The sequence below is a fragment of the Sphaerisporangium siamense genome (assembly GCF_014205275.1).
Classification (GTDB): Bacteria; Actinomycetota; Actinomycetes; order Streptosporangiales; family Streptosporangiaceae; genus Sphaerisporangium; species Sphaerisporangium siamense.
Genome location: NZ_JACHND010000001.1, coordinates 6097089 through 6114307 on the forward strand (window position 1 = coordinate 6097089; position 17219 = coordinate 6114307).

General features: G+C 69.3%; 15 protein-coding genes. 9 read left to right on the forward strand and 6 right to left on the reverse strand.

From position 1 onward, the window contains the following. Positions 1-37: 37 nt before the first annotated feature. Together BJ982_RS28050 and BJ982_RS28055 are read right to left on the reverse strand one after the other, a co-directional pair. Positions 38-1843 (reverse strand): 2-isopropylmalate synthase, encoded by a 1806-nt coding sequence (locus tag BJ982_RS28050; protein WP_373869590.1) that lies wholly within the window; start codon positions 1841-1843, stop codon positions 38-40. A gap of 80 nt (positions 1844-1923) precedes the next feature. Then, the gene (locus BJ982_RS28055; protein ID WP_184884939.1) at positions 1924-2307 is read right to left on the reverse strand and encodes a hydroxyisourate hydrolase; all 384 of its coding nucleotides are present in this window, start codon (positions 2305-2307) and stop codon (positions 1924-1926) included. Positions 2308-2769: 462 nt separating this feature from the next. Between BJ982_RS28055 and BJ982_RS28060 the strand changes: the two genes are divergently transcribed. Both BJ982_RS28060 and BJ982_RS28065 read left to right on the forward strand, forming a co-directional pair. After that, positions 2770-2922: a hypothetical protein gene (locus BJ982_RS28060; RefSeq protein WP_184884941.1), complete on the forward strand. Its 153-nt coding sequence runs from the start codon at positions 2770-2772 to the stop codon at positions 2920-2922. 494 nt (positions 2923-3416) lie between these two features. Then, positions 3417-6413: an AfsR/SARP family transcriptional regulator gene (locus BJ982_RS28065; protein ID WP_239122675.1), complete on the forward strand. Its 2997-nt coding sequence runs from the start codon at positions 3417-3419 to the stop codon at positions 6411-6413. 36 nt (positions 6414-6449) lie between these two features. On the opposite strand, the gene BJ982_RS28070 is transcribed toward BJ982_RS28065, so the two are convergent. Further along, entirely contained in the window at positions 6450-7736 is a 1287-nt protein-coding gene (locus BJ982_RS28070) for a M64 family metallopeptidase (protein ID WP_184884944.1), read from the reverse strand. A 222-nt stretch (positions 7737-7958) separates the two neighbouring features. Between BJ982_RS28070 and BJ982_RS28075 the strand changes: the two genes are divergently transcribed. Beyond that, entirely contained in the window at positions 7959-8516 is a 558-nt protein-coding gene (locus BJ982_RS28075) for a dihydrofolate reductase family protein (RefSeq protein WP_184884946.1), read from the forward strand. Positions 8517-8574: 58 nt separating this feature from the next. On the opposite strand, the gene BJ982_RS28080 is transcribed toward BJ982_RS28075, so the two are convergent. Beyond that, a complete protein-coding gene (locus BJ982_RS28080; protein ID WP_184884948.1) occupies positions 8575-9513 on the reverse strand; it encodes an NAD(P)H-binding protein in 939 nt (312 codons plus the stop codon). A gap of 1473 nt (positions 9514-10986) precedes the next feature. On the opposite strand from BJ982_RS28080, the gene istA reads away from it, so the two are divergent. The 3 genes from istA (at position 10987) to BJ982_RS28095 (ending at position 13743) form a co-directional block, all read left to right on the forward strand. Further along, positions 10987-12225 carry an IS21 family transposase gene (gene istA / locus BJ982_RS28085; RefSeq protein ID WP_184884950.1) on the forward strand — a complete coding sequence of 413 codons (1239 nt, stop codon included), beginning with the start codon at positions 10987-10989 and terminating at the stop codon, positions 12223-12225. Beyond that, entirely contained in the window at positions 12225-13040 is an 816-nt protein-coding gene (gene istB / locus BJ982_RS28090; protein WP_184884952.1) for an IS21-like element helper ATPase IstB, read from the forward strand. Before istA ends, istB begins: the two co-directional genes overlap by 1 nt. Before the next feature lie 310 nt (positions 13041-13350). After that, positions 13351-13743, forward strand: coding sequence for a winged helix-turn-helix transcriptional regulator (locus tag BJ982_RS28095; RefSeq protein WP_184884954.1), 393 nt, complete (start codon positions 13351-13353; stop codon positions 13741-13743). Positions 13744-13771: 28 nt separating this feature from the next. On the opposite strand, the gene BJ982_RS28100 is transcribed toward BJ982_RS28095, so the two are convergent. Beyond that, positions 13772-14170 (reverse strand): ATP-binding protein, encoded by a 399-nt coding sequence (locus BJ982_RS28100; RefSeq protein WP_184884957.1) that lies wholly within the window; start codon positions 14168-14170, stop codon positions 13772-13774. 225 nt (positions 14171-14395) lie between these two features. Here BJ982_RS28100 and BJ982_RS28105 point away from each other — a divergent pair, with 225 nt between their 5' ends. Both BJ982_RS28105 and BJ982_RS28110 read left to right on the forward strand, forming a co-directional pair. Next, positions 14396-15217 carry a helix-turn-helix domain-containing protein gene (locus tag BJ982_RS28105; RefSeq protein WP_184884959.1) on the forward strand — a complete coding sequence of 274 codons (822 nt, stop codon included), beginning with the start codon at positions 14396-14398 and terminating at the stop codon, positions 15215-15217. Beyond that, positions 15208-15402 (forward strand): DUF397 domain-containing protein, encoded by a 195-nt coding sequence (locus tag BJ982_RS28110; protein ID WP_184884961.1) that lies wholly within the window; start codon positions 15208-15210, stop codon positions 15400-15402. Before BJ982_RS28105 ends, BJ982_RS28110 begins: the two co-directional genes overlap by 10 nt. Before the next feature lie 5 nt (positions 15403-15407). On the opposite strand, the gene BJ982_RS28115 is transcribed toward BJ982_RS28110, so the two are convergent. Then, complete coding sequence (locus BJ982_RS28115) at positions 15408-16094, reverse strand: hypothetical protein (RefSeq protein ID WP_184884963.1); 687 nt, start codon at positions 16092-16094, stop codon at positions 15408-15410. A gap of 209 nt (positions 16095-16303) precedes the next feature. On the opposite strand from BJ982_RS28115, the gene BJ982_RS28120 reads away from it, so the two are divergent. Continuing rightward, positions 16304-17113, forward strand: coding sequence for an ArsR/SmtB family transcription factor (locus tag BJ982_RS28120; RefSeq protein WP_239122676.1), 810 nt, complete (start codon positions 16304-16306; stop codon positions 17111-17113). Positions 17114-17219 lie beyond the last annotated feature (106 nt).

Genomic DNA, 17219 nt, shown 5'->3' on the forward strand with positions numbered 1-17219 from the left:
CGTTAAGTTGCCGCACCTTTCAGGCCTTATCGCGCGGCTATCCCCCGACGGCCGCCGCGACGGCGTGCGAGGCACGCGGCGCGGGTATCCCGAGCGGCACCCCGTTCACCTCCTGCTCCCGCGGCGGCGCGGCCGGCAGAACCGGCGGGGCCGCGGCGGCCCGCAGCCGCGCCCGGGTGGCCGCCGCCCGCACCGCCGACAGCGCCGCCTTCGCCACGTCCGCGTCCACGCCGGCGCCCCACAGCGTTCCGCCGGGCAGCAGGCACTCGGCGTAGACGGTCACCTCCTCGCCGGTGTGCGCCGCCCCCACGGTGCGGTGCACGGCCCGGACCTCCACGCCCCACCCGGCGAGGGCGGCCCGCAGCCGCGAGGCCGCGTCCGCCCACGCGCCGGGCGTCTCGCCGTCCACGTGGAGCTCGGCGGTGACGGGCTCGCCGGTGAAGACCAGCGGCAGCGGCAGGGCCGCGTACTCCAGGTACTCGCGGTCGAACAGGTCGAGCATCTCCTCGGGCATGATCTCCCCGCCCCGCGCGTCCGCCCTGGCCTGGACGACACGGGAGAAGTCGGCCTGCAACGCCCGCGGCAGGTTCAGCCCGTGGCGGGAGCTCATCACGTACGCCACGCCGCCCTTGCCGGACTGGCTGGTGATCCGCACCACGGTCTCGTGGGCGCGGCCGACGTCGCGCGGGTCCAGGGGCAGGTAGGGCACCTCCCACGGCGGGTCGGCGTCCGCCGCGGCGGCGCGGTCCCGGGCGTCCAGGCCCTTCTTGATGGCGTCCTGGTGCGATCCGGAGAACGCCGTGTAGACCAGGTCGCCGCCGTAGGGGTGGCGCGCGTGCACCGGGATGCCGGTGCACGCCTCCACGACGCGCCGGACCTCGGGCAGGTCGGAGAAGTCGATGCCCGGGTCCACGCCCTGGGTGAGCAGGTTGAGCCCGAGCGTGACCAGGCAGACGTTGCCGGCGCGCTCCCCGTTGCCGAACAGGCAGCCCTCGACCCGCTGCGCTCCCGCCAGCATGGCCATCTCGGCCGCCGCCACCCCCGTGCCGCGGTCGTTGTGGGGGTGGACCGACAGGCAGACGTGCTCGCGCCGGGACAGGTTGCGGTCCAGCCACTCCACCTGGTCGGCGAACCGGTTGGGCAGGGCGCGCTCGACGGTGGCGGGGAGGTTGAGGATGATCTCACGCCCCGGCCCGGGCCGCCAGACGTCCATCACCGCCTCGCAGACCTCCAGCGCGAACTCCGGCTCGGTGTCGCCGAAGAGCTCGGGCGAGTACTCGAACCCGAGGTCGCAGCCGGCGAGCAGCTTGTCGGCGTACTTCATCACCAGCCGGGTGCCCTGGACGGCCAGGTCCTTGCACTCGTCCCTGGTCATGCCGAACACCACGCGCCGGAACTGCGGGGAGGTCGCGTTGTAGAGGTGGATCGTGGCGCACCGGACGCCCTCCAGGCTCTCGACCGTGCGCCGGATCAGCTCGTCGCGGGCCGGGACGAGCACCGAGACGCGCACGCCGTCGGGGATCAGGTCCTGTTCGATGAGCGTGCGCAGGAAGGCGTGGTCGTCCTGGCCGGCGACGGGGAAGCCCGCCTCGATCTCGGTGTAGCCCATGCGCGTGAGCAGGCCGAACATGGCCAGCTTGCGCTCGGGGGACATGGGCACGGCCAGGGCCTGGTTGCCGTCGCGCAGGTCGGTGGACAGCCAGCGCGGCGCCGAGGTGATCGTGTTGTCCGGCCAGGAGCGGCCGTCCAGCGCGACGGGCGTGAACGGGCGGTAGCGTGCCGCGGGCGGCCGGGCCGGCCCGCCGCCACCGGCCGCCACCTTGATGATCTTTCCTGTGCTCACCGTGGTGGTTCCCTTCTCCGCCTGGGCCCGGTCCTCCCGAGCGGTCGGCAGGGAGCCGGCCGCAACGCGACCCGCGCGGCTCACGTGATCCGGAAATGCGTCGAATACGAGTACGGCGACAACATCACCTGGATCAGATAGGCGTCGGTCTCGTCCTGCATCCGGAAAGTGACGATTATCTCGGGATAGGCGGCGGTCAGGCCCAACCCGACGAAGTAATAGTCGCTATCGAAAACAATGCGATAGAGCCCGCGTTCCAGCTTCTTGTCGCGCCACTCGCTTATACAGCCCTCGCTGTCGGTCTCGGCGTCGGCCACGTCCTCCCAGCACCCGAGACGGTCATGTTCGAGCCGCGCCCGCACGCCGGCCGCCGACCGGCCGTAAACGCCGTCCAACGCCTGCGCCGTAATGCTCATCCCGAGAGCTCCATCTGCCGGGTCCGCCATGACGGACAGCTCGACCACCACTGCGATCGCGCGCCGGTCGCCATGGCGCCCTGGGCGCCGCACGCACGTGAGCTGCCGGACGACGTACCGCAGTCCGGTTTCGCCGGCCCCGACCCGACGCGCATGGATCCGGAGGAAAAGATGCTGATGGCACCCAGTCAGTTCCGGCCTGTGGCTAGCCTGCCGAATCTCGCTATCGATTCACTTTCGTCCGGCTATTTTGCGGCATCATCCGCCGTGCCCCGCCGGGCCGCCTCCCCTGCGTGCGGCGCTTTCGGTCGCCGGGAGCTCCACACTTCTCCCCGAAGCCCAGAAAAACGTCCTTAAAGGCCGAAAAGGCCTGAATAGTGCGCTGAGCAGGACCAATGGCAGGCGAGAAGAGAACCGATAATGACCGAATGGCGGCGGTTTCTACGTTGACGGTGTTCCCAAGGCTCGACCGCGCACCCGCGGACCGCGACACGAGAAGAGGTCAGCACGATGAGCGCACACACCCGCCCCGCCTTCCGCGTCGCCGGGGTCGCCGGGGTCGCCTGGGTCGCCGGGATCACTGAGACCGCCGGGATCGCCGCACGCGACGGCGCCCGCGCCGCCCGTGCCGGAGCCGCCGGCGGCAACACCCCCTGGGGCTGAGCCCTCGGGCGACGGAGGCCGCATCCGCTCCCGGCCCGCGCCGGGGCGCCGGCCGTCCGCCCTCACGTACAACCAGGAAATAAAGTACTCACAAGCGGACATTTCACCGTAGCGGCATCGCCTGACAGTGGCCGTTCGGTTGCATGCGCAAACAAGTATACGAGGCCAGAAAGTACACGTAGACTCTCTATAGATCTGAACCTCGTATAGGAGTACGATCCAGACATAAGTGACATCGCTATACGTGACCAGCTCGCGCCTGGCAGTATCAATGCGCAAGAGTGGCACGAACCGGCCACAGGTCGATGTTTACTACGGGGCGGATCTCCTGGAATCAGGCACCTGTTACCTCTCGCATCGGAGGGTGAGCAAAGTTCCGGATGGGCCGCGGGCTTTCTTGCGAGGAGATGCTGGTGGAATTCGGGATTCTAGGGGCTCTCGAAGCTTCCGTCGCGGGCCGTCGGCTTGATCTCGGGGGGATCAGGCAGCAGATCGTGCTGAGCGTCCTCCTGCTCGACGCCAACCGGGTCGTCACGATCGGCCGGCTCATGGAGGCCATCTACGGCGACGAGCCCCCGACGACCGCCCGCGCCCAGGTCCAGATCTGCATCTCCTCGCTGCGGCGGCTGTTCGCCGCCAACGGCAGCCCCGACATCATCGCCACGCAGTCGCTCGGCTACGCCATCCGCGCCACCGCCGACGAGATCGACGCCCAGCGCTTCGAGAGCCTCGTCCAGCGGGCCCGGCGCGCCCGCGAGGGCCGCAACCTCAACGAGGCCATCCGCCACTTCCGCGACGCGCTGTCGCTGTGGCGGGGGCCGGCGCTCGACGGCATCGACAGCAGGCTCGTGCAGTCGGCGGCCAGCAGGCTCGCCGAAGACCGCATCACCGCCAACGAGGACTGCATCCAGCTCGAACTCGACCTCGGCCGCCACCACGAGCTGGTCGGCGAGCTGACCGAGCTGACCGAGGAGCACCCGCTGCGCGAGCGCCTGCGCGGCCAGCTCATGACGGCGCTGTACCGCTCGGGCCGCCAGGCCGAGGCCCTCCAGGTGTACCGCAACGCCAGGCGCACCATGATCGAGGAGCTGGGCATCGAGCCCAACGAGCGCCTCCAGCAGCTCGAACACGCGATCCTCACCTCCGACGAGAGCCTGGACCCGCCGTCCCCGCAGGACAGGGTGGAGGTCCAGGCCGCGCCGGCCGTCCCGAACGTCCCGGGCATGCTGCCGACCGACATCGCCGACTTCACCGGGCGCACCAAGCAGATCGAGGACATCCGCCAGCGCCTGATGCTCGCCTCCGAGGACCGCTCGCGGTTCGCCGTCCCGATCATCGTGATCGTCGGCAAGCCCGGGGTCGGCAAGACCACGGTCGCCGTGCACGCCTCCCACAGCGTGGGCGACCGCTTCCCCCACGGCCAGCTCTTCGCCGACCTGCACGGCGCGGCCCCGAGGCCCGCGAGCCCCATGCAGGTGCTGGAGCGCTTCCTGCGCGTGCTCGGCGTGTCCGGCACCGCGATCCCCGACGGCCTGGAGGAGCGCGCCGAGATGTACCGCGCGCTGCTCGCCGACCGCCGCATGCTCATCGTCCTCGACGACGCGGGCAGCGAGAGCCAGGTGCTGCCCCTGCTGCCCGGCAACCCCGCCTCCGCCGTCATCATCACCAGCCGCAGCCGCCTGGCGGGGCTGGCGGGCGCCGTCCACGTCGACGTGGACATCTTCGAGTCCGACCAGTCGGTGAACCTGCTGTCGCGCATCGCGGGCATCGAACGAGTGCAGTCGGAGATCGAGGCGGCCGAGGCGCTGGCCGAGCTGTGCGGGCACCTGCCGCTCGCGCTGCGCATCGCCGGCGCCCGGCTGTCGGCACGCCCGCACTGGAGCATCGAGCAGCTCGTGAGCCGCCTGGAGGACGAGACCCGCAGGCTCGACGAGCTCAAACACGGCGAGATGGGCATCCGGGCCAGCATCTCGCTCACCTACGACAGCATCAGCGAGGACGCCCGCCGCCTGTTCCGCCGCCTGACCATCCTGGACGCGCAGATCTTCTCGGCCTGGGTGAGCGCGGCCCTGCTCGACCAGCCCCTCCACGACGCCCAGGACCTGCTGGACGACCTGGCCGACGCCCAGCTCATCGAGACCACCGGCGTGGGGTACGGCGTGCACAGCCAGTACCGCTTCCACGACCTGCTGCGCGTGTTCGCCCGCGAGCGCCTGGCCGCCGAGGAGACCCCGGCCGAGCGCGGCGCCGCGCTGGCCCGCGTCCTCGGCGGGCTGCTGTTCCTGGCCGAGGCCGCCCACCGCCGCGAGTACGGCGGCGACTACGTCCAGATCCACAGCGGCGCCGTCCGCTGGCCGCTGCCCGCCAAGCTGGTCGACCAGCTCGTCGCCGCTCCCCTGCAGTGGTACGAGCGCGAGCGCAGCATGCTGGTGTCCGGCATACGCCAGGCCGCGCAGGCGGGGCTCGTGGAGCTGTGCTGGGACCTCGCGATCAGCTCGGTGACGCTGTTCGAGTCGCGGGTCTACCTCGACGACTGGCGTGAGACCCACCAGATCGCGCTGGCCGCCGCCCGGCAGGCCCAGGACAAGCGCGGCCAGGCCGCCATGCACTACTCGCGGGGCTCGCTCTACATCACCGAGCAGCGGTTCGGCGACGCCCGCTGCGACTTCCAGGCCGCCGTCCAGCTCTTCGAGGAGGTCGGCGACCGGCAGGGCACGGCCCTGGTCATCAGGAACATCGGGTTCCTGGACCGGCTGAGCGGGCGGTTCTCCGACGCCGAGGCCCACTACAAACGGGCCCTGGACATCTTCCGCGGCACCGGGGACCAGGTCGCGTCGGCGTACGTGCTGCACAACCTGGCGCAGCTCCGGCTGGAGTTCGACGACCTGCCCGGGGCGCAGCGCCTGCTGGCCGAGGCGCTGGAGCTGAGCCGCACCAGCGGCAGCAGGCGGGTGGAGGCCCAGGTGCTGCACCGCATCGGCCATACCTACCTCCAGTCCGACCAGCCCGCGCTGGCGGCGGAGGTCTTCAACGAGGCGCTGACCGTGGTCCGCAACATCGGCGACCCCACCGGCGAGGCGTACGCGCTGCACGGTCTCGGCATCGCCCGGCTCCGGCGAGGGGAGCTGGCCGAGGCCGCGAGCGCGCTGCACCGGTCGCTGATGCTGGCGAGCACGTCCAGCGAGCAGCTCGTGGAGGCGCGGGTGCAGCTCGGCCTCGGCGAGCTGTCCATGGCGCAGGACGACGCCACGCAGGCCGTGCTGCACCTGGAGCAGGCGCTGTCGCTGTTCCGCTCGATGCACATGCCGTTGCTGGAGGCCCGCACGCTGGTCTCGCTCAGCGAGGCGCAGCGGCGGGCCGGCGACGACGAGGCGGCACGGGACTCGCTCGGCCGGGCGCTGGCCCTGACCGACAAGATGGACGCCCCGGTGGCCCAGCAGATGCGCGCCCAGCTCGACCAGATCATCGGCGAGGCCGCCCCGCGGGACTGAGTCCCGCGGGGCGCCTTCTCACCGTGCGCCGGGCCCCTAGGGGACGTCGTAGCCGAGCGTGTAGGGTCCGGACCCCGAGCCGGCCACGATGCGGTAGCGGTAGTAACCCGCCGTGCCGCTGTACGTCAGGGTCTCGTCGCCGCCGATGGTGGCGGCGGTGGCCACGGTGCCCCAGGCCGAGCCGCTCCACTTCTCCAGGTACAGGTCGAAGTTGGCGGCGTCCGGTCCGTCCAGGCATCCCCGGTGCGTCCCGGAGGCGCCGGTGTAGTACCAGTTGCCGTCGGGCTGGTAGGCGGTGGCGCCGGAGGCCAGCGTGCCGGTGCGCCGCTGTCCGAGGGCGTCGCACGGGCCCGGCGGAGTGCCGCCCGCCTTCGCGGCGATCGCCCGGTCCATCACGTCCAGGCCGACCAGGTTGAAGGGACGGCCGAGCACCCGCATCAGCGAGTTCTCCGACGGCCGGTAGATGCCGTACTCGTACTGGCTGCCGCCCTGGTAGGCGCCGATCACTCCCCCGTCCGGGGTGGCCCGCCCGATGTAGGACGCCCACTTCGCGCCGGACGCCGAGGTGGTGACGTTGGGCTCGCCCGGCTCGCCACCCGGGTAGGTGGTGCCCGCCGTGTAGTACTCGTCGGCGAGCCCGCCGATCGAGTGGCCGAACTCGTGGATGGCGATCTGGCCCGACTGGGCGTTGCCGCCGGAGGCGGTGGAGATGCCGCTGTAACCCGCGCCGCCGTAGGTCGTGCTGTTGCCCAGCGCCAGGATCACGTCCACCTGGGGCGCCGCCGCGGCGTACGCCTGGGCCTTGGCCGTGTCCAGGCACAGCAGCCGGGCCGTGCCGGCGCAGTAGAAGGTCATGTCCAGCGCCGTGTCACGGGTCGTGCCATAGGGGTCGTTGTCCACGCCGGACTGGTTGGACACCACGTTGACCAGCCACACGTTGAAAGAGTTCTTGTACTTCTTGAACGGCTCGACCGCCGCCACCTCGGCCCACTTGGACTCGGCGTGCTGGCGCAGCAGTCCCATCTGCGCGGCGGTGTAGCCGTCGCCGATGATGACCAGGTCGAAGCGCTGCGCGGACGGCCCCGTCTCCTGCAGGGGGATCACCTCGGCCGCGGCGGCCTTCTGGACCAGCTCGCGGCTGAGGGCGGCGGGTTTGCGCGCGGGGACCAGGACGCGGCTTATGGTGCCGTCGGGCGAGAACACCTCCCGCCATTCCTTCTCGGCGACCGGCCCGGCGTGGGCGGGGGCCGCCGGGAGGGTCGGGGATAAAAGGGCCGCGGCGGTCAGTGCCACCGCGGCCAGGCGTGTGAATCGTCCGGGCATGTCGGCGCCTCCTCGGGAGAGAAAGGGGGACGGCGCCGCCCCTTCCAACCGGGGCGGGCGGGATGCCTTCCAACCTCTCCCGCTCCCGCGCGCCTGGGAAATCCCGAACGGCCATAGCTTCGGAGTGATGACCGGCCCGCGTCGTGCCGGGCCGGAACTGTCGGTGGGCGCCGCTAGGGTCGCTGACGATCGATGGCCCGAGGTCCTGGATGGAGCACAACCATGCGCAAGATCATCGTTTCGACGTTCGCCACGCTCGACGGGTTCATCGACGACCCGCACCTGTGGTCGCTGCAGTACGCCGACGAAGAGAGCGGGAACTACGGGCTCGATCTCGCCCTGAGCGCGGACGCGCTGCTGCTCGGGCGCGTCACCTGGGAGGGCATGGCGCAGGCATGGCCCGGCATGGGCGGCAACCCGTACGGCGACCATGTGAACGCGGTCACCAAGTACGTCGTCGCGTCCCAGCCCGTGGACACCTCGGCCTGGAACCCCACGGTCGTCATCCCCGGCGACGACCTGATCCCCGAGGTCACCAAGCTCAAGCAGCAGGACGGCGGCAACATTCTCATCTGGGGTAACGGCCGCCTGACCGACGCCCTCGCCGCCGCCGGCCTGCTCGACGAGTACCACGTGTGGGTGTATCCGGTCATCAAGGGCGAGGGCGAGCCCCTGTTCCGCAAGGAGAGCGCCGGCACCCTCGAACTCCTCGGCACCACCACCTTCTCCACCGGCGCCCTCGTCCTCACCTACCGGCCGCTCACCTCGCCGCCGGCCTAAGGGCTCAGTTCTCCAGCCGGCCCAATGGCTCAGATTCCAGCCGGCCTGGGCCGCGACGTCAGCGGAAGGCGGCGACGTGGCGGCGCAGCCAGTCGGAGAACGGGCGGGCGGGGCGGCCGAGGATCTCCGGGACGGCCGGGCTGACGCTCCGTTCGGCGTCGGTCGGCTCTCCGATGATGGCGAGCGTGCCGTCGGCGACGGGCTCGGGCATGAACGTCACCATCTGGGCACGGGCCTCCTCGCGGGTCTGCTCGGCGAAGCGCACCGGCTCGCCGAGCGCCCGCCCGATCTGCTCGGCCCGCTCCCGGGGCGTGCTGAGCTCCGGACCGGTCAGCACGTACACGCGCCCCGCGTGGCCGTCCTCGCGCAGCGCCGCGGCGGCCACCTCGGCGATGTCGGCGGGGTCGACCAGCGGCAGGCCCACGTCCCCGAACGGCGCCGCCACCGTCCGCCGGGCGCGCACCGTCTCCGCCCAGGCGTACGCGTTCGAGTGGAAGCCTCCCGGGCGGAGGATCACCCATTCCAGGCCCGAGTCCCGGACGGCCTCCTCCAGCACGCGCAGCGGCGCGTGCGAAGGAGAGTCCGGCCGCGTCCCCGCGGCCTGCGAAGACAACAGCACGACCCGCCGCACTCCCCCCGCCCTGGCCACGTCGAGCACCGCCCGCCCGTCCACGTGCGCACCGGCCCCACTGACGAGCAGAAACAACGCGTCCGCCCCGTCGACCACGGCCCGCAGGCTCTCCGCGTCCGCCACATCCGCCCGCCGATACCGCACCCCGTCCGGTACACCTCCCCCGGGGACGTCCGCCCCAGGGGCACCCCCGCCAGGGGCACCCACCCCGGGCGCACCCCCGCCAGGGGCAGCTACCCCGGGAACGCCCGGCCTGCCAACGCCCGAGACACCGCGCGAGACCGCCGTCACCTCCTCCCCCGCCCTCGCGAGCGCCCGCACCAGCGGCCGCCCCACATTGCCCGTCGCCCCCGTCACCACGATCATGCGTTCTCTCCCGTCTCGACATGGTTCACCCGCATCCGAAAGAAGGCGGGATGGCCGCGGGAACGGCGTCCCACCGCGACCGGCCCGACGCTAACACCGCCCTCCCAGTACTCACCTAGAGGAAAGCGCCCCTGCCGACGACAACCACGAGCAACGTTCGAGGCTCCGCCGAGAAATGGGCCTCGCCTCCGGCTCGGACTGCGTTTCCCAGGCGCTGACGCGCATCCCCCTCGCATCGCGCACCGCAGAAGGCCGGCCAGTTGGACACCGTTGTGGACGCCGGACTCCGCCGACCTGCATCCCGCCGACCCGGCGCCAAGAAGAGCACGCACCAGGAACGACATGAGCACACCAGAGCTGAGGGCGGAGTGAACGCTGGGTTCGGGACCATGACGCGGAAGTGGGCACGGGGCTACAGGAGAAATGCGCCCGGGGGCTGCGCCGGGGATGAGGAAAACACCGACCTTCGAGAGAAGCGACATGCGGGGCTCCGCCGAGAAATGGGCCTCGCCTCCGGCTCGGACTGTGTTTCCCAGGCGCTGACGCGCATTCCTCTCGTATCGCGTTCCGCAGAAGCTCAGCTGGCCGCCGTCGTAGGCGCCGGGCTGCACCGACCTGCGTCCCGCCAACGCGGCGCCAAGGAAAGCATGCATCAGGAACGGGGAGAGAGCGTGTCAAAGCTGGGGGAAGTGAACGCTGGGTTCGGGACCATGAAGCGGTAGTCGACACGGGGCTACAGGACAGCTGTGCCCCCGGTCGCACCGGGCATGAGAGGAACGCCGACCTCGGGAGAAGCGACATGCGGGGCTGCGCCGGGGATGGGCCTCGCCTGCGGCTCGGGCTGTGCTTCCCAGGCGCTGACGCGCATTCTTCTCGCACCGTGCACCGTGCACCGCGCACCGCAGAAGGGCTCCGTTGTGGGCGCCGGGATTCGCGGGGCTGCGTCCCGCCGACGCGGTGTGGGAGGTGAAGAGCATGCGGGAGGAGGTGGGATCTACTCGCGATGGTCGGGGTGTGCGTCTGGGCGGCTTTGTGACGGAGCGCCTCCCCACTGGCAGCCCCTCCCCCACGAATAGCCACAACGAACACGATCAAGCGCGAGGAAGGGCTGGGATGCACGCCAGTGACCTTTCAACCGTCGCGCGCAGGCACCACAAGGTCTGACCGCACACGGTCCTCCCGCCGTCTGACCGCACACGGTCCTCGCGCGGTCCTCGCACGGTCTCGCCCCTCACAGAGCTCACGCGGTCTCGCCGCGGGCGGTCCCGCGCGGCTCGCTGTGCGCGCTGTTATGGGTGGGATCGCGGCGCCCGGCCGCGATGGCGCCGCACGGGTGGGGTCAACACACCTCAACCGTCCCAGTAACACCTCTCAGCCCGCGTCCCAGGAGCGGCCACGGCGAATGTCGGCTCCGGCTGAATACTGACCCTGTGGTTCCGCGTGAATGTTGACCCACCCCGTGATGATCATGAGGTGTTGAGCGTGGAGGACTGGGCAGAGATCCGCCGGTTGCACCGGGGTGAGGGGATGGCGATCCGTGCGATCGCTCGCCGGTTGGGGATCTCGAAGAACACGGTGAAGAAGGCGCTGGGCTGTCATCAGCCGCCGCGGTATGAGCGGGTGGCCAGGGGTTCGATTGTGGATGCGGTGGAACCGCAGATCAGGGTGCTTTTGGCGGAGTTCCCGGCGATGCCATCGACAGTGATCATGGAGCGGGTGGGGTGGACGCGCGGCAGATCGGTGATCTTTGATCGCATCGCGCAGCTCAGACCGTTGTTCCAGCCGGTCGATCCAGCGTCGCGCACGGAGTATCAGCCGGGTGAGCTGGCGCAATGCGATCTGTGGTTTCCCGCGGTGCAGGTGCCGCTGGGCTTTGGGCAGGCCGGTCGCCCGCCGGTGCTGGTCATGGTGAGCGGCTACTCGCGCATCATCGCCGCGCGGATGCTGCCCTCGCGGCAGAGCCCTGATCTTCTTGCCGGGCATTGGGCGCTGATCAGTGAGTGGGGGCGGGCGCCCAAGGCGCTGGTGTGGGACAACGAGGCAGCGGTCGGGCAGTGGCGTGGCGGCAAGCCGCAGCTGACCGAGACGATGAACGCGTTCCGGAGGACACTGGGCCTGAAGGTGATCCAGTGCAGGCCTGCCGATCCCGAGGCCAAGGGCCTGGTCGAGCGGGCCAACGGCTATCTGGAGACCTCGTTTCTGCCCGGCCGCAGCTTCACCGGCCCGCATGATTTCAACACCCAGCTCGCCCAGTGGCTGGTGCGTGCCAACCAGCGCATCCACCGCAGGCTGCACTGCCGGCCCGCCGATCGCTGGCAGGCAGACCACCAAGCGATGCTGGAGCTGCCGCCGGTGCCTCCGGTCACCGGATGGCGTCACACCACCCGGCTGCCCAGAGACCATTACGTGCGGCTGGACTCCAACGACTACTCCGTCCATCCAGGGGTGATCGGCCGCAGAATCGAGGTGGTGGCCGACCTGGAGCACATCACCGTCACCTGCCAGGGACAGCCGGTCGCCCGGCATGAGCGGTGCTGGGCCGATCACCAGACCATCACCGACCCCGCCCACGCCGCCGCAGCGGCCCAGCTGCGCAAGACTCACCGCGCACCGGCCTCCTGCCCGGCCGAACTGCAGGTCGAGCAGCGCGCGCTGACCGACTACGACCGGATGTTCGGCCTGATCGGCGACGACCGGGAAGGGGCCGCCTGATGACCGGCCACAACGCCACCAGCCGCAACACCACCGGCGCCAGCCGCAATCTGGCCGGCGAGATCGCCTACCTCACCCGGGCGTTGAAGGCCCCCTCGCTGGCGGGCGCGGTGGAACGCCTGGCCGAACGAGCCCGCGATCAAGGCTGGTCACACGAGGAGTTCCTGGCCGCCTGCCTGCAACGCGAGGTCGCAGCACGCGAATCCCACGGCGGCGAGGGACGCATCCGCGCGGCGCGGTTCCCCGCCCGCAAATCGCTGGAGGAGTTCGACTTCGATCACCAGCGCTCCCTCAAACGAGACACCATCACCCACCTGGGCACCCTGGACTTCATCACCGGCAAGGAGAACATGGTGTTCCTCGGCCCGCCCGGCACCGGCAAAACCCACCTGTCCATCGGCATCGGGCTACGAGCCTGCCAGGCCGGACACCGCGTCGCCTTCGCCACCGCCGCCGAATGGGTCGCCCGCCTGGCCGACGCCCACCACGCCGGCCGCCTGCAAGACGAACTCATCAAGCTGGGCCGCATCCCGCTGCTCATCATCGACGAAGTCGGCTACATCCCCTTCGAGGCCGAAGCCGCCAACCTGTTCTTCCAGCTGGTCTCCTCCCGCTACGAACGGGCCAGCCTGATCGTCACCAGCAACAAACCCTTCGGCCGCTGGGGCGAGGTCTTCGGCGACGACGTCGTGGCCGCGGCCATGATCGACCGCCTGGTCCACCACGCCGAAGTGATCAGCATGAAAGGAGACAGCTACCGCCTCAAAGACCGAGACCTCGGCCGTGTCCCCCCGGCCGGCAAGACCAACGACTAGAACAACCCGGGTGGGTCAACATTCACCCGGAACAGGTGGGTCACAATTCGACCGGTGTTGACAGCGAACGCCGGCCAAAGCGCAAGGAACGACCGGGAATCGAAAAGGAGTCAGCGCGGGCGTCTTCGAGTCCGGTCGAGCGCCGGTGCGCGATCTAACAGCTCTTATAGAAGAACTTATATAAGAGGTGACATGTTTCCTTAGGGTCCCCCTGGCCACGTGCGAAGAACCATCGCAGGGACACTGTGAGAGAGGCCGTCCCCGAAGATGGACGGCACTCGGACGCCTACCGAAGGGACCAGGGACGCCGATGAGCGCCGATGTGGCATGGACGCCGCCCGAGCCGGCCGACGCCGAGCAGGCGTGCCCGATCGGTCCGGCCGTGGAGGTGGTGTTCAGCCGCTGGACCACGCCGATCCTGTGGACCCTGGACCGCCACGGCCGTCAGCGTTTCGTCGAGTTGCAGGGACGCCTGCCGTCCATCACCCCGAAGGTCCTGACCGACACCCTGCGCCGCATGGAACGTGACGGCGTCATCACCCGCACCTACCACCCAGAGGTCCCGCCACGCGTCGAGTACGAGATCAGCGACCTCGGCCGCACTCTAGCTCCCTTGTTCGCCCACCTGAACCAGTGGGCCACGGCCAACATGTCCAAGGTCGATCAGTCCCGCCACGCCTACGACACCCGACCGCCCCGCTGAAAGCCCACCCAGTCGCCCCCACCACCCCTCACGGCGTGACCTCGAACCACACCGTCCGCCCCCCGCCACCGTCCGCCCACCCCCACGCCGAGGACAGCTCCCGCACGAGCCACAGACCGCGCCCGCCTTCACTCAGCGGATCCACCTGCACCGGAACCGGCGGAATCGCACCGGGCGCCCCTTCATCGATCACCTCGACCCGAACAGACTTCCCGTCGTCGTACACCTTGAGGCTCACCACCCCACCGGGCCTGCGCCCCGAGGCCGAGTGCGCCACGGCGTTCGCGACGAGCTCGCCGACCAGAAGCTCGACGTCGTCCATGCCGGTACGCCCGGCCGCCATGAGCAGCCCCCGCACGTAAACCCGCGCGAGCGACACCGACCCGGCCCGCCCGAGAAGTTCGACGGCGCCCAGCAGATCGCGCACTTTCACAGAGATTCCTCCGGATCCTCGTCGGGTTGAGAGATCGGCATGTCTCTGCTCAAACGCGGACTGGGCATCACAGCGTCTCTCACCGCATGTTATTCGGCCCTCCAATCGTGCGGTCATCCGATAGTTTTGATGATGCAAATAGGCCCACTGTCCCACCACATTCATGGTGAGACAGGCGCTGTATTTGTAAGACCAGGTGAGACCACGGAGAAAAGCGACATGCCCAACCCAATCCAAATCAATCCGGACGAGTCACCACAAGCGCGTTTCGCCTATGAATTGCGGCGGCATCGACTCCAAGCAGGGTGGACGCAGTTGCACCTGTCGCAGATGCTGACCGTGTCGGTCAGCATGGTCGGAATGCTCGAAACGTCCAGGCGGCGACCTGACAGAAGGTTCGCGGAAGCGTGCGACAAGATATTCAGATTGGACGGAGTATTCGTCGAGCTATGGAAACAGACCAGATGGGAGAGCGCGCCCGAGCACTTCCGGGACTTCGCCGCGGCGGAGGCTCAGGCGTCCGTGCTCCAGGTCTGGGATCCTCTTCTGATTCCAGGACTCTTCCAAGTCGAGCCGTACGCCCGGCGAATCTTCGAGGACGAGCCAGGGATCGCCGCCGAGACGGTCGATCAACGGGTGGCCAACCGCCTTCAACGTCAGGCCATGCTCACCAGTAAGAAGGCCCCCATGGTGTACAGCCTCATAGACGAAGGAGTACTCCACCGGCCTTTGGGCGGTGCGGACATCATGAGTGAGCAACTGGCATGGCTGCTGAAGATGGCGGAGCTTCCGCGAGTCACCATCCAGATCGTCCCGTATACCTCCTGGTCCACACTCGGCCTCCAGGCATCCTTCACCGTCGCCGAACAACGTGGTACCCCGCACAGCGCGTACGTCGAGAGTGCGCCCCGAGGACTGACGATAGAAAACCGTGAGACCATAGCGGCATTAGTAGGGCGTTTCGACGCCTTACGAGCAGCGGCCCTCCCACAGAACCTGTCCCTCGACATCATCAAGGATGTGATGGCGCAATGGATCTGACCGGAGCGAAGTGGCGTAAGTCCTCATGGTCCAGCGGCGACGGCGGAACCTGCGTGGAGGTGGCCGCCAACCTGCCAGGGCTCGTCGCCGTGCGGGACAGCAAGAACCCCTTGGGCCCCGCCCTTACCTTCTCCCATATCGAATGGCACGCCTTCTTGCACGCGGCGAAGGCCGGGGACGTCTGACGGAATCAGGCTCTGGTGGGTGACAGGGTCACCCACCAGGTTTCCAGGTCGTCGTAGGGCTCGTGGTCGAGGGAGAGGCCGCCGGTTCGGTGGGCTATGGAGCGTAGTTCGGTGACGGCGGGGTCGGTTTCCAGGTCTTCCGGGTCCAGGGGGTTGCTCAGGAGCATGTGGGGGCCCAGGGAGTACCAGTCGGCGATCAGTTCGTGGTCGGATCGGGCTTCGGCGGCGCGAGCGACGGCGGCGACGGCTTCCACCAGGGGTACGCGGCGGGGTGCGGCGGCGTCGTCACCGGTGAGGAGTCCCGCGTCGGACATGCGACGCCACAGATCGGTGCCGGCGTCGCAGTAGAGGTACGGGGGATCGACGTACCCGTCCTCCAGCCAGGTCTCGTAGCCGTCGAAGTCGTCGTCGTCCTCGTCGAAGTCCCGCAGCGCGGTGAACTCGTCCAGGGCGTCGAAGTACCCTCGCCGCTCGGCGTAGTCGGGGTGCCGTTCCAGGGGGAACCGGTAGGTGTAGCCGCGCCGGAGCAGGATGTCCATGACCCGGAAGTGCGTGAACGAGCAGTCGTACCGATCCTGGAAGCGGTACAGCGCGGCAACCTGGTCGCGGACGCGCGGGTCGGGGTCAGGGCAGTGGGCGTCCAGGACGCGGATCGAATCCGCGACCAGATCCTCGATCAGGTGCATCGACATCTCTGGACTCCCGGTCGACGCTGTGGCTTGGCGTTGCGAATCTACTGGATGCGTCCGCTTCGTCCCCGGGTGATCTCGTGGCCCTGCCGGGCGATGACGGCAGGCGGACAAGGTCTCTTCCCTGGTCATGAGCGATCGCCGGTCGGGGAGCCGGGTCGGCCGGGATCCGGCGTTGACAACATGCAGGTAAATACCTGCATAATGGCCGCGTGAGCCTCGAAGCGAGAGCGATGGACGCGGTCTTCAAAGCGCTGGCCGATCCCACCCGGCGACTCCTGCTCGACCGTCTGCGTGAGCACAACGGCCAGACGCTGAGCGAGCTGTGCGAACGCCTGAACATGGCGCGCCAGTCGGCGACGCAGCACCTCGACGTCCTTCAGCGGGCCAACCTCGTGACCGTCGTGCGACGCGGACGGGAACGGCTCCATTACCTCAATCCGGCACCCATCCACGAGATCGAGGAGCGCTGGATCTCGGAGTTCGACAGGCCCCGCCTGCGAGCGATCAGCGCCATCAAGAACCAGGCAGAGGAGTACGCCATGACCAGCGGAACCACGACCGTGCCGTCCTACGTCTACGTCACCTACATCCGCGCCGGCGCGGAGCAGGTCTGGCAGGCCCTGACGGACGCCGACCTCACGGCTCGCTACTGGGCACACGCCAACGTCTCGGACTGGCAGGCCGGCTCGACCTGGGAGCACCGCCGCGTCGACGGCTCAGGCGTCGTCGACGTCGTCGGCAAGGTGATCACGACCGAGCCTCCGACGCGCCTGGTCATCACCTTCGAGGACTCCCCCGACCTGGAATCGCCGAGAGAGCCGTCGGTCGTCACCTTCCTCATCGAACCGCACGAGGACATCGTCCGCCTGACCGTGACCCACGAAAGGCTCCCCAACCAGGACATGTACCGCGGCATCTCGGCCGGGTGGCCGGCGGTGCTGGCGAACCTGAAGTCACTGCTCGAAACCGGCGAGGTCCTTCCGCAGGCGCCCTGGGAGATGTCGAGCGCGCACGTCTGAGGAGCCTCAGCCGTAAAGCCCCCGAACTCATTGAAAAGGGAACCCTCGGCCGGATCGGTTGGAATGCCAGATGTTCTGGCATGGCGTGCCGAGGGGACCGATGTCC